Source organism: Hyphomicrobium sp. ghe19, from assembly GCF_902712875.1.
Classification (GTDB): Bacteria; Pseudomonadota; Alphaproteobacteria; order Rhizobiales; family Hyphomicrobiaceae; genus Hyphomicrobium_B.
The window spans coordinates 1,837,525-1,850,655 of sequence record NZ_LR743509.1; the positions used below are offsets into that span (position 1 = coordinate 1,837,525).

A 13,131-nucleotide genomic window follows, 5' to 3' on the forward strand; every position below is an offset into this window, starting at 1 on the left:
CATGACCTGGTTTCGCATCCTTGGCTCCGTGGCTCTCGTCTCCTTGACGGCGACGGCTGCATGGGCAGGCGACAAGACATTGCTCGAAGCGTGTTTTTCGCCGGCTGCGCTTGCGGCCGTTCCGGGTGAAGAGACGATCACAAAGGGCAATCGCTCTTTCGATGCTCAGATCAAAATCACAGGGTTTACGCCTGCGTCTCCCGTTCCCGATGCGCTTCGCGGCGCGATCCGCCGCGTCAACCTTCCGCCCGGCGAGAAGGCAATCGCGCTGACGTTCGACCTTTGCGAGCAACGTGGAGAAGTCGCCGGTTACGACGGGCGCATATTCGATTATCTACGGCAGCAGGGCGTCAAGGCAACGTTCTTTGCGGGCGGAAAGTGGATGGTTTCACATCAACAGCGCACCGCACAGCTGTTGGCCGATCCCTTGTTCGAAATCGGCAATCACACCGAAACGCACGCCAACCTGCGCCTGTTGCAACCTGCTGCCGTGAACCAGCAGGTGCTCGCTCCGCAAAAGGCATATGAGGACGCGCGAGGCCGCTTCGGTGCGCAGCAATGTGTTGCGTCGTCAGCGCCGGACTCGATGAGCCGCATTCCAGTGCAACCGACGCTTTTCCGCTTTCCCTACGGGGCCTGCAACGACGCGTCGATGAAAGCCGTCAACGATGCGGGCATGTTAGCAATCCAATGGGATGTCGCCACGGGCGATCCCGATCCGCACGTATCGGCTGCCAGGATTGCGCAAGCCATGGTGAACGAAGCAAAGCCCGGCTCGATTATCGTCAACCACGCGAACGGGCGCGGCTGGCACACCGCCGAGGCACTCGCGATCGCTATTCCGAAGTTGAAGGCCAAGGGCTATAAATTCGTAACGGTCAGCGAACTGATGACAATGGGCAAGCCGGTGATCACGTCCGAATGCTACGATCGCAAGCCCGGCGACACCAATCGCTACGACTTCTTGAGCGCCCTGCAGCATCCGCTGAATTCGAACGCTCAGAATTCGACGGCCAAGATCTCCTCCGACAAGAACGGGGCGACCGCCGCCGTTTCGCCACCGTCCAAATCGAAGACGGCCAAAAGCGCCCCGCAGAAACCCCAAGCGACCGATCATTGAGATGACGGGAGCCGACACACAGCCGGTCTCCCATCGCGCGGTGACGTTCGAACCGATGACGGCTGAGGCGGCGGAAAGTCTCGGAGCGACGCTCGCACAGATCGATCCGTGGGCACGCTATGATTACACGGGCGAGACGCTCGCCGCGTTCCTTGCCGGCGAAGAACCAGGCGCGCAGCGTTTCCAGATCATCGTCGATCGCGTGCTCGCGGGTGCAATCGTCATCCGGAGCAATTGGCTCCGGGGACCCTATCTGCAGTTTCTCGGCATTCTGCCGGCCTTTCATCGCCAGGGCGTGGGGCGTTCAGCGCTCTTGTGGTTCGAGCGCGGATCGGAAGCGGGTGACGCCCGCAATCTTTGGGTCGTCGCATCCGATTTCAACACAGGCGCGCAGGCCTTCTACGAACGGCACGGCTTCGCTCGCGTCGGGATCATCGACGGGCTCGTCGCCGACAGCGCCGCGGAAATACTTTTTCGAAAACGGCTAACGATAGGTTGAGGCGGCTTACGTTGCACGGCTGAGTTGCCTGGGCCGCCAATGAGGCGCTGATGCCTACGGGGCTCGTAACCGGCGAACGCCACGAAACTCGTGGTGAATGCAAGAAATTAATTTTGGATCGTTATTGTGCGGCGCATCTCAACAAGTCGGCCGTTATGACGGGCCGCGATCCATCTTCGTGCTCATCACGATAACCGCGTATTTGCGAGGCTTTTCGAAGAGGCCGCCCCATCGCCGCGGAAGCCGTGGCCTTCGCTTATGGACTAGGCCGCGATCTCGACGTCGAGATTAATCGTTTTGAGGCAGCGCTGCTTCTGCGACGCAAAATGCTTTTTGCTTGTCAGCGATGTCGGCTGTTGCATAGCTTCCGGCCGACGCTTCGAAGAAAGCGAGACGAATTCCAAGGCCTTCAACGGAGGCCGGTGGCAAGGCTCTGCAGGGTGAATTTAACTCTCTTGCGGTAAGATTGTCGTTTGGATTTCGTGGTCTGGTCGTGCTCGGGACAAATTGAGAGCGACCGTCTGGAGGAAATGCCTGAAACAGTAATCCCACGCGCGATGCTCCAAGGAGCCAACGAGACGGGGGACTATTTCTGGGATGTCTGGCGCGAGCCAAACGACCATACGGCGCGGTACCGAATGCGGACCGCGCCGATTTTTTTTACTCGGGAGTTGAGCCTCAGGCCGCCGCGGCTGTGCTCGCCCGCTCATAATTCAAAACGGGGGCGAGCCAACGCTCCGTTTCTTGAACCGTCCATCCCTTGCGAGCCGCGTAGTCCTCGACCTGATCCCGCTCCACCTTGCCGACACCGAAATAGTGGCTTTCGGGATTCGCGAAATAAAGTCCCGACACGGATGAACCGGGCCACATCGCGTAGCTCTCCGTCAACGTGATGCCGGTGGTCTTTTCGACATCCAGCAGCTTCCAGATGGTCGCCTTTTCGGTGTGATCGGGCTGGGCCGGATAGCCAGGCGCCGGGCGGATGCCCTGGTACTTCTCGAGGATCAAATCCTCGGCCGAGAGTTTTTCGGATTTCGCATAGCCCCAAAGCTCCTTGCGGACCTTCTCATGCATGGCTTCGGCAAAAGCTTCCGCCAAACGATCGCACAGCGCCTTCGCCATGATGCGGTTGTAGTCGTCGGTCTTTTTGATGTGACGCTCGATGGCTTCTTCTTCGCCAAGGCCCGCCGTCACGGCGAACGTCCCGACGTAATCGGCGATCCCGGTTTCTTTCGGCGCAACGAAATCCGCGAGAGCCACGTGAGCGCGGTTGCGCGTCGGATCGCGGGCGATCTGCTGGCGTAGGGTATGCAGCGTCGCCATCTCACCGGACCGCGTGTCGTCCGCGTAGAGCGCAATATCGTCGCCGATGCTGTTCGCCGGCCAGAAGCCGACGACGCCGGATGCCGTCACCCATTTCTCGGCGACCATGCGTTTCAACAACGCTTGAGCGTCGTCAAAGAGCTTCTTCGCTTCCGAGCCGACTTTGTTGTCGGTCAGGATTTGAGGATAACGGCCGATCAGCTCCCACGTCTGGAAGAATGGCGTCCAGTCGATATAGGGAACGAGCGATGCGAGGCTGAAATTCGAGAAGCTGCGCGCGCCGAGGAAGCTCGGCTTGACCGGCTTGAACGCCTGCCAGTCGACCTTGAACCTGTTGTCGCGCGCGGCCTTCAAGGTGATGCGCTGCTTGCGCGCTTCGTTCGCGAGGTGCGACTCGCGAACCTTTGCATACTCGGCTTGGATGTTTTCGACGTACGGCGCCTTATCGGTGTCCGACAGCAGTTTCGAGACAACGCCAACGGCCCGGCTCGCGTCGAGAACGTAGACGGCCTGCCCACGGTTATAGTTCGGATTGATCTTGACGGCCGTGTGCACTTTGCTGGTCGTCGCGCCGCCAATCAACAGCGGCATCGAAAAGCCTTCGCGCTCCATCTCGCCTGCTACGAAGCACATCTCGTCGAGCGACGGCGTGATGAGGCCGGACAGGCCGATCATATCGACTTTTTCCCGCTTTGCCGTCTCGAGGATTTTCGCGGCTGGCACCATGACGCCGAGATCGATAACTTCGTAGTTGTTGCACTGGAGCACGACGCCGACGATGTTCTTGCCGATGTCGTGGACGTCGCCCTTGACGGTCGCCATCAGAATTTTGCCGGCGGCGGGCTTCTGGTCGAGGCCCGAGGCTTTCTTCTCGGCCTCGAGGTACGGCTGCAAATATGCAACCGCCTGCTTCATGACCCGCGCCGATTTCACGACCTGCGGCAGGAACATCTTGCCGGCGCCGAAGAGGTCGCCGACGACGTTCATGCCGGCCATCAGCGGGCCTTCGATGACGTGCAGCGGCTTCTCGGCCTCAGCACGCGCCTCTTCCGTGTCGGCTTCGATAAAGTCGGTGATGCCGTGGACGAGTGCGTGGGTGAGGCGCGCCTGAACCGGCGCTTCGCGCCACGAGAGATCTTTTTCCTTCGCCTTTTGGCCGCTGCCGTCGCCCTTGAATTTCGGCGCCGCCTCGAGGAGGCGGTCGGTTGCATCGTCGCGGCGATTGAGGATCACATCCTCGCAGAGTTCGCGCAGCTCCGCCGGAATGTCGTCATAGAGCGCGAGCTGACCGGCATTGACGATGCCCATATCCATACCGGCTCGAATGGCGTGGTAGAGGAACACGGAGTGCATCGCCTCGCGCACCGGCTCGTTGCCGCGGAAGGCGAACGACAGGTTGGAAACGCCGCCCGAGATGTGGACGAGCGGCATCTTCTCCTTGATCTGACGCGCGGCCTCGATGAAGGCGATGCCGTAGCCGTTATGCTCTTCGATGCCCGTGGCGACGGCGAAGATGTTCGGATCGAAGATGATGTCTTCCGGCGGAAAGCCGACTTTCTCCGTCAGCAGCTTATAGGCGCGCTCGCAGATCGAAACCTTGCGCTCAATCGTGTCGGCCTGGCCTTGCTCGTCGAAAGCCATGACGACGACAGCTGCGCCATAGCGCAAAACCTTGCGCGCATGCTCAAGAAATGGCCCCTCGCCTTCCTTCATCGAGATCGAGTTGACGATCGGCTTGCCCTGCACGCACTTCAGGCCCGCCTCGATGACGCTCCATTTGGAGCTGTCGATCATGATCGGCACCCGGCTGATGTCGGGTTCGGACGCGATCATATTGAGGAACGTCGACATCGCCCGTTCGGAATCGAGCAGGCCTTCGTCCATGTTGACGTCGATGATCTGCGCGCCGGCTTCCACCTGCTGGCGTGCAACGGCCAGGGCACCGGCATAGTCATTCTGCTCGATCAGCTTGCGGAACTTCGCTGAACCCGTGACGTTCGTGCGCTCGCCGATATTGATGAACGACTGCGCGGCGTTGGTGGATGTCATCTGCTCGACTTTCGCTCGGTATTGGCTAGGAATTGAGAAGGATAGAGCTGGTGGCGATCACGCAAATGCGAGCCACCCTTTGATTGCAAGGCCGCGGAAGATCGGCACGATGTCAGTGAATCCTGCGGCTCTCAATAATTCCTCTTCCCGCTCGACGGACACCACGGCGACGTTCTTGAAGTTTCGCGCATTCGTCTCGGCAGCATCCTTGGCGACACCGTTACGGATCGCATGCCTCGTCCAAATCCGCCGCAACAGCTCCGTCTGCGCTTCTCCGTTGCCCTCGACGCCGTCAACGATTGTCAGTGGCGCACCGGGCTTCAATCGCCCATGAATTGCGCTCAGGAAGCCCAGCTTCGATCCATCGTCTGGAACGAAGTGCGCGGTCAGGATGCACGTCGCGGCATCGAAGCCATTGTCTTCGAGCTTATCGATTGCGGTTGAATGCACCGTGGCACGAGCCGCAAGCGGCGTTCCCGCAATTCGGCGACGCGCCATTTCCACCATTGGCTCGGAGGTATCGACGCCGACGAACGACCAGAGTGGATTCTCCGCTCCGAGACGGAGAATTTCTTCGCCCCCGCCCGCGCCGACAACGAGAATCTTTGCCGGACCCTCGGTGAGGATCTCAAGAAGCGAGGCTTCGACAATAGCGAAGATCGCCTGCCGGCCCGGAATGAACCGCTCAACGACCGCGGCGTAGTCGCTGGCGTCGGGAAGATGCCGTTCGTCGAACTTCGTTTCAGCCATACGATCACCCATGGACGAACGGTTCGAGGCCGGAAAGGCGCAGGCGCGGCTGATGCTCGGGGAGCGCGCGCGGCTTATAGGATTTTGCGTGGCTTGCGATGTGCGCGATATGGTCAGGCGTCGAACCGCAGCAGCCGCCCACGATGTTGACCAGGCCGTCGGCCAGCCAGGGCTCGACCTTGCAGGCCATCTCGTCGGGGCCTTCGTCATACTCGCCCATCGCATTCGGCAGGCCGGCATTCGGGTACGCCGAGATGCGCACGTCAGCGACGTGCGAAAGCTCGGCAATGTACGGCCGCATCAGCTCGGCTCCGAGCGCGCAGTTGAGCCCGATCGAAAACGGCTTCAGATGCCGCATCGAGTACCAGAAGGCTTCGGCCGTTTGCCCGGACAGCGTGCGGCCCGAACGATCCGTGATCGTTCCGGAAATCATGATCGGCAGCTCGAGATCTTTTTCCTCGAAGACCTCCAAAGTCGCGAAGCCCGCGGCCTTGGCGTTCAAAGTGTCGAAGATCGTTTCGATCAGAATGATGTCGGAACCGCCGTCGATCAGTCCCCTCACCTGCTCCTTATAGGCTTCGCGCAACTCATCGAAGCTGACGTTGCGGTAGCCCGGATTGTTGACGTCCGGCGAAATCGACGCCGTGCGATTGGTCGGTCCGACCGCGCCCGCGACGAAGCGTGGCTTCTCGGGCGTCTTCTTAGTCCATTCATCCGCCGCGCGGCGCGCAAGCTTCGCCGCCTCGACGTTCATTTCATAGGACAGCTCTTCCATGTGATAGTCGGCCATCGAAATGCGCTGCGCATTGAACGTGTTCGTCTCGATGAGATCGGCACCCGCCTGCAGGTACTTGCTGTGGATCTCCTGGATGATCTCCGGCTGCGTCAGCACGAGCAGATCGTTGTTGCCCTTGATGTCCTTCGAATGATCGACAAAGCGCTCGCCGCGATAATGTTCTTCGCCGAGCTTGTATTGCTGGATCATCGTGCCCATCGCACCATCGATGATCAGGATGCGTTCGCTTGCGGCCTTTTCAAGCGCGGCCCAACTTGGTTTGCGTCTCATATCACGCCTCGACTTTCCTGAAATTTCACGCAGCGTCCGCGTTCGCCGCCCTGACTGAGCGCAAGCCCAGCAGATGGCAAATGGCGTAAACGAGATCGGCGCGGTTCAACGTGTAGAAGTGGAATTTCTTGATGCCCTCGTCGACGAGGTCCATCACCTGCTCGGTCGCGACGGCCGCTCCGACGAGATGGGAGGTGGCGCTGTCGTCTTCCAGCCCTTCGAAACGCCGTGCGAGCCACGACGGCACCGTTGCGCCTGCGCGTTTCGCGAAGCCTGCGACCTGCTTGAAGTTATGGATCGGCACGATGCCCGGAGAGATCGGGACCCAAATGCCCGCAGCACGCGCCCGCTCGATGAAGCGCAGGAAGTGAGCGTTATCGAAACCGAACTGGGTGATGATGCGATCGGCGCCGGCATCGACCTTGGCTTTCAGATTTTCGATGTCGGCCTCGATCGAGGGGCTTTCCGGATGCTTCTCGGGATAGCCCGCAACCGAAATTTCAAAATCGGCAATGGCCTTCAATCCTGCGACGAGGTCGGCTGCGTTTTTGTAACCACCCGGATAGGGCTCGTACTTCGTGCCGGTTCCTTGTGCGGGATCTCCGCGCAGGGCGACGATGTGGCGGACGCCCTCGTCCCAATACGTCTTGGCGACGGCGTTCACCTCTTCCTTCGTGGCATCGACGCAGGTCAGATGCGCGGCGGGCTTCAAGGGCGTCTCTTTGATGAGACGGGTCACCGTCGCGTGCGTACGTTCGCGCGTCGATCCGCCTGCGCCGTATGTCACCGAGACGAATTCAGGGCCGAGCGGCGCAAGCCGCGTGATCGAAGACCACAGCGTCTCTTCCATCTTTTCGGTCTTCGGCGGGAAAAATTCGAAGCTGACGAGGATATCGCCCGATCCCAGCAGCTTGCTTTTGCGTTCGTTGGTTTGTGCCATCAACCTGCCCCCTCGCGCACTTCCTCAGCGGGTGCGCCTATTCTTGCGACCGATGCCTGCGCCGCGGGACGTTCCGCGAGCCAGATCGTAACGGTCAGGATTTCTTCGCTGTCGCCGTCCTTCGGTCTCAGATCCTCGGTCGACTTCGGAACGAGACCTGCATCCTTGAGCCAGCCGGCGACCTGCTCATGCGGGAAGCCAAGCCGCTCGTGCGCTTCGCGGGATCTCAGGAACTCGAGATCATGCGGCGCAAAATCGATGATCAGCAGCTTGCCGCCCGGAGCGAGCACGCGTGCGGCTTCGCGAATGGCAAGCGCCGGATCGGATAGAAAATGCAGAACCTGATGCATGACTACGACGTCGGCCTGCCGGTCAGCGAGAGACAGAGAATAGATATCGCCGTGCCGCACTTGCGCGTTGAGGCAACCCTTGGATTTCAGATTGGCCTGCGCGTAGTTGAGCATCGCCTGATTGACGTCGAGGCCGAGCCCCCGCGCAAACCGGTCTGCGAACAGTTCGAGCGTCCGTCCGGTCCCCGTTCCGAGATCGACGAAGAGGCCGAAGGGCCCCTCGCCTATCGCACGGCGCATCGCCGCCTCGACGTCGTTTTCCGCGACGTGCAAGGTTCTGATCCGATCCCAATCGGCAGCGTGCTGTTCGAAAAACGCCTGGGCGGTGGCTTCGCGCTCACGCTTTAAGGCCTCCGCGCGCTCGCGATCACGCCGGACCGAAGTCTCCGCTGGATCGACGTCCGAGACGAGGCGCAGCGCCAAGCGGCCGCCCGGCTGGCGATCGGAAATATGAAAATAGACCCAGCTGCCGTCGCGGAAGCGCTCGATCAGGCCTGCTTCGCACAGAAGCTTCAGATGGCGGCTGACCCGCGGCTGGCTTTGGCCAAGGATGAGGGTCAGATCCTTGACGTTGAGTTCGCCGCCCGCGAGCAACAGCAAAATCCGCAGACGCGTCGGCTCGGCCGCTGCTTTGAGCGCGGCGACGAGATCAGCGGTACGCATTTCGGGCGATCGATGCATGCGCCACAACATATAAAGATATGTTTATGTGTCAAGTGGCGGAATTCAATTCCTTCAATTGAACGGTGATACGTGGGTTAACGGCCTTTTAGCTATATGCGCCATAATGTGCCGCCGTCAGGTCTGCGGGGATCGAGTCGGAATGCGGCGTCGGGATTTTGAAGTCATTGAGCTTTCGAGCAGCCCCTATAGGTTGCCGATCATGCTTCGCCAAACCAACTCGAAGCTTACCCGGGTTCCGGGACTCGTGCTGATGATCATTTTGGCCGCCCTGATCATCGGCCCGCAAGTGGGCTTCGCGGCCTACGCGATCGCTTCTCCGGAAGTCCGGAGCGCGATGATTGCACACCCCATGGTTGCGATAGAGCTCGCGCTTGCTCTCGTGTTCTGGGTGGGTCTCATCGTTTGGCCATTGCGCAACATTATCCTCGCTTTGCTTTCGCACCGGGAGGTCGATATCCGCGATGGCGAGGTCAAGGTGATTGACCGGACTGCCTTTTCGAAGACGTTCTGGCGGATGCCGCTTGCCACCTACGAGGGTGTGGCCGTGCATGTCCGTTCTTCCCTTTCGGGCGTGCGGCAGGAGGCGGTCCTTGTGCATCCCAATAAAAATCGCAGCATCGTTTTGATGACCGCCGAGCATATCGGGGCGCGAGAGGTCGAGGAGCTTTGCGATTTACTGAGCCTTCCTTCTGCTCCGGCCGAGCGCCGTTTTGGCGTCGGCGCGCAGGTCTCGGGCCGAGAAAATGCTGTGGCAGCGTAGCCATCCGGCATCGTTTTGACGTGATTGTTGCCTCTCTAACGCCATGAGAGGCTTGTTTCGAAGCAGTGAGGACGGCAGAGTCTGATTGGGCGGCCTGCCACTTCCGGTTTTTCAGGGGACGACTATGCGAGGGTTAGACATGTTGTGGGCATTTTCACGGATCCGCTCCGCTGGTTGCCTTGCCATTTTGGTCGCTTGCTTTGCCGCCATTTCTGCCGGTGGAGCGCGGGCTGAATCTCCGGCGGTTTACATGCAGCGCGTTCAAAACGAGTTGATCGTCGCGCAGAAGTCCGGCGGGGTCGCACAGTTTGCCCAGGTGCTGCGCCAGCACATGGATGTGCCCGGCATCGGCTTGACGGCGCTTGGTCCTCATGCCCGGACGCTGCCGAAGGACGAACGTCCGGCGTATTACAACGGCATGATCAATTTCATCGCCAAGTACGCGGCCAAAGAAGGCCCGAAGTACATGGTCAAAAGCGCTGTCGTGACAGGTCAGGGTCCTGGTGACGCGGGCGGCACGAATGTCGACGGCCGCATCACGCTGATGACGGGCGAAAGCTACGACATCCGCTGGCTCGTGATGAAATCAGGGTCGGGCTACAAGGTTCGCGACGCGCAGGTGGTCGGCTTCTGGATGACGTCGTTCCTCGACGATCTTTTCCAGAATTACATCACCGAGAACGGAAATAATCCGCGCGCCCTTGTATTGGCTCTGAGCCGGTAGCATCTGCCATCGGGCGCTTTTCGCCGGATGTACGTGTGCATTTGCCGGTGATGGTCACACTTCCGTAGGCCGGTGCCGAGAATTTTGACAAAGGGCCGTACTCATGGTCCTTGTCAAACGGGGACGGAAAATGACGACGCGCACGTTCCATAAGTGCTGTGTGCGTTCGGTCGTGAGCGGGGATGGAGACGGGTGATGAATTCTCTGAAGTTGCGTTTTGTGTGCGGCATGGCGCTTGCCGTTGGCCTCGGCACAGCGATGTCGATGTCACCGGCATCGGCGGATGATCAACAGCCGCCCGCCGCGGAGACCGATCAAGCGGCGCCTGCCGCTGAAGGCGGCACGGATACACTCCCGGCTGCGGGCGATGGGGCGGAACAGGCTGCGCCCAGCGCAGAGCCCGCTCAGGATGGCGCGGCAGCGGCCCCGGAAGCTCCGGCAGAAGCTACTGCCCCGGCGGAACATCAGGAAGCTCCAGCTGCGGCTGAGGGTGCTGAAGCTCCCGCATCAGGAGCGTCCTCCGTCTCGGCCAGCGAATTGAAAATCGGAGCCGCGGTCTATGGCGCCGATGGCGCGAAGATCGGTGAGGTCAACGGCGTCAAATCCGACGATGCCGGCAAGGTTCAAGAAATTCTCGTTACGGACGGCGTTGCAGCCGGCATCAACGCGAAGGTCTTCGCCATTTCCGGCGACAAGATCACTAGCGTTTCCGACGGCGTGAAGCTGTCGCTCAGCTCGGAAGAAGCCAAGAAGCTTCCGATCATCGACAACAGCAACGGCTGATCAGTCCACAGAACCTCATTCCGGAAGCCGCGCTTTTAACCGAAGCGCGGCTTTTTGCTGTGAATTGTCCGTGTTCAACCGAATTTGCCGGCCGGTTCTCTCGCAATCGGCGGGCCGCTCGCATATGCAGGACCTCCGGCGGCAATGACATCGCCAGCGTCGGAGAATGGAAACGTCATGCGCAGCAGTGGCTTCCTCACTTCTATTTCGTTTGTCTTATCGGCATTTGCACTCTTCGTTAGCATCGGCGTCGCGGCGGAGGACGAAACTCTCGATACAAGCAAGCTCCCACGCGTCTCCGGCACGAATAACATCTTCGCGAGCCCGTCGTCCACGATTTTCACGGCGCCGGGAGCCGTCGCCGAGACGGCCGACGGCACCGTCGCGGCGCTGAAGGCAGCGGGTTGGCAGCCGTATGCGCCGGCCTTCGGCGAGCAGATCAAGAGCCCCACCATGGCAATCGCGAACCTGAAGAAAGGCGCGACTGGCCTCTCCGTGTTCATCACCGTCGCGCCCGCACAGAATAACGCGACCAGCGTCACCTATAGCGGCGTGATCAACGCGAACGACTTGCCGTTTCCCAAGGATGCGACAGACATCAAGTTCGATGGTGATCGGCCGTTTCTATCGTGCGTGACGAGCGGCAACCTCGCGGCGACATCGGATTTTCTCCGCACGGAGCTGATCGCGCGCGGCTGGTCGCCATGGTCGGTGAAGGACAACGCCAAGTCGGCTTACGCTGACGAGAAGACCGAGAAGGGCCTCTATGCCTACTACGTTCGCGACGCCGGCAAACCTCTGATCCTTGTGCTGCAGAGCGCGGAGGACGGGAAGACGACGGTGAAGATCGAGACCGTTCCCGCTGAAGTCCTGCACCCGGCTGCGAAGACGGAAGCAGCGAAGGCGCCTGAACCGGCTCCGGCTCCGGCAGCCAAAGCTCAGGACAAGGTCGGCGATGCCATCGACGATCTGGCGGCAAGCATCATCAAACAGGCGCAGCAGTCGGTCGCGGACTCGATGCCGGGCGCAAAGCCCGCTGCCGCCGACAAAGCCGACAAGGCTTCCGATGAGCCCTCGGAAGCATTGACCGTTCTCGACGGTAACAGAGCGCCCATTCCGGTTCCGTCGACAGCAGCGGACATCGACTTCGACGGCGCAAGCGGCAAACTTGAATTCAACTCGTCATCCGGCATCAAGCAAATCGCGGCGTTCTACAGGAGCCAGATGAAGACGCTCGGCTGGAGCGAAGAGAAGTCCGTGATCAACCAGGCGAACATGGTGGTGCTCAGCTTCCAAAAAGGTGAGCAGGACCTTTCGCTCACGCTGATGAAGATGGGCGATGCGGTCAACGTCAGCGCCTCGGGCTCGGCACTCGAAAAGCCGGAGGCGACCGAAGAGGCTTCCGCAAGCAGCGATGCTGCTAGCGCGGCGGCCAACGAGCCTGAAAAGGAACTCGAATCCGAAGATGCCGGAGGCCTCCCCGTCCCGAAAGAGCATTCGCTTAGCGGTAGCGAGCAGTCGATGTTTCGCCACGGCGCTAATGCCAGTGTTCCGGCGAAGTTTTCGTCGGTGCTTGCCTTTTATCGCCGCGAACTCGGCAAGCGTGATTGGAAAGAGGATACATCGAAGTCCGTCATCAAGGACGACGCTGCGGAGATTCACTACGCGACTGCTGACGGTCCCGCCGTCCTGAAGCTCGGTCGCGCCAATGGCGAGACGACGGTCGCGCTTAGCGTGCGCGAGGACGATAAGGCGAAGAAATCCGGGATGATGGCTAAGCCCGGGCAGACGAAACTTCTGATCGGCAACTTCCTCGAAACCGAGGCCGTCATCACCATCGCCGGGAAGACGATCAAGGTCCCGGCCGGTGCAGGCAAAAACGGTCCGGATGGGCCGACGCTCGAAGTCGCGCCCGGCAAATATCCATACAAGCTCAAAGGCGCGGCCGGCGCTGGACCTAACGATCCAGTCGAAGTCGGCGCCGATGAAATCTGGGGCCTGATGATCGGACCCGGCGGCGTGTTGCCGGTTCAGATGTACTGAGGCCAGCCTGTACGGACACGCTCTCCGAGTGGATGGGCGT

General features: G+C 60.4%; 9 protein-coding genes and 2 pseudogenes. 6 read left to right on the plus strand and 5 right to left on the minus strand.

Annotation, left to right across the window (positions count from 1 at the left end; all coding sequences use genetic code 11):
* The first annotated feature begins 1 nt into the window (after nt 1).
* Both AACL53_RS08770 and AACL53_RS08775 read left to right on the plus strand, forming a co-directional pair.
* Nucleotides 2-1,120 carry a polysaccharide deacetylase family protein gene (locus AACL53_RS08770; RefSeq protein WP_339084109.1) on the plus strand — a complete coding sequence of 373 codons (1,119 nt, stop codon included), beginning with the start codon at nt 2-4 and terminating at the stop codon, nt 1,118-1,120.
* A 1-nt stretch (nt 1,121) separates the two neighbouring features.
* Nucleotides 1,122-1,619, plus strand: a complete 498-nt coding sequence (locus AACL53_RS08775; RefSeq protein ID WP_339084110.1) for a GNAT family N-acetyltransferase — start codon at nt 1,122-1,124, stop codon at nt 1,617-1,619.
* 678 nt (nt 1,620-2,297) lie between these two features.
* Here AACL53_RS08775 and metH read toward each other — a convergent pair.
* The 5 genes and pseudogenes from metH to AACL53_RS08800 all read right to left on the minus strand — a co-directional run.
* Nucleotides 2,298-4,991, minus strand: a pseudogene (metH, locus tag AACL53_RS08780) (methionine synthase); the annotation flags it as partial.
* Nucleotides 4,992-5,048: 57 nt separating this feature from the next.
* Nucleotides 5,049-5,741 carry a class I SAM-dependent methyltransferase gene (locus tag AACL53_RS08785; protein WP_339084111.1) on the minus strand — a complete coding sequence of 231 codons (693 nt, stop codon included), beginning with the start codon at nt 5,739-5,741 and terminating at the stop codon, nt 5,049-5,051.
* A gap of 13 nt (nt 5,742-5,754) precedes the next feature.
* Nucleotides 5,755-6,807: pseudogene (locus AACL53_RS08790) on the minus strand (homocysteine S-methyltransferase family protein); the annotation flags it as partial.
* A gap of 25 nt (nt 6,808-6,832) precedes the next feature.
* Nucleotides 6,833-7,747 (minus strand): methylenetetrahydrofolate reductase [NAD(P)H], encoded by a 915-nt coding sequence (gene metF, locus AACL53_RS08795; protein WP_339084112.1) that lies wholly within the window; start codon nt 7,745-7,747, stop codon nt 6,833-6,835.
* Entirely contained in the window at nt 7,747-8,760 is a 1,014-nt protein-coding gene (locus AACL53_RS08800) for a metalloregulator ArsR/SmtB family transcription factor (RefSeq protein ID WP_339084113.1), read from the minus strand. Before AACL53_RS08800 ends, metF begins: the two co-directional genes overlap by 1 nt.
* Before the next feature lie 160 nt (nt 8,761-8,920).
* Here AACL53_RS08800 and AACL53_RS08805 point away from each other — a divergent pair, with 160 nt between their 5' ends.
* The 4 genes from AACL53_RS08805 to AACL53_RS08820 all read left to right on the plus strand — a co-directional run bounded on the left by AACL53_RS08805 (nt 8,921) and on the right by AACL53_RS08820 (nt 13,091).
* The gene (locus AACL53_RS08805; protein ID WP_339084114.1) at nt 8,921-9,541 is read left to right on the plus strand and encodes a hypothetical protein; all 621 of its coding nucleotides are present in this window, start codon (nt 8,921-8,923) and stop codon (nt 9,539-9,541) included.
* Nucleotides 9,542-9,791: 250 nt separating this feature from the next.
* On the plus strand, nt 9,792-10,265 hold the full coding sequence (locus AACL53_RS08810) for an ABC transporter substrate-binding protein (RefSeq protein WP_339084115.1): 474 nt from the start codon (nt 9,792-9,794) through the stop codon (nt 10,263-10,265).
* Between the two features lie 195 nt (nt 10,266-10,460).
* Nucleotides 10,461-11,048 carry a PRC-barrel domain-containing protein gene (locus AACL53_RS08815; protein ID WP_339084116.1) on the plus strand — a complete coding sequence of 196 codons (588 nt, stop codon included), beginning with the start codon at nt 10,461-10,463 and terminating at the stop codon, nt 11,046-11,048.
* Nucleotides 11,049-11,225: 177 nt separating this feature from the next.
* Nucleotides 11,226-13,091, plus strand: a complete 1,866-nt coding sequence (locus AACL53_RS08820) for a hypothetical protein (RefSeq protein ID WP_339084117.1) — start codon at nt 11,226-11,228, stop codon at nt 13,089-13,091.
* Nucleotides 13,092-13,131 lie beyond the last annotated feature (40 nt).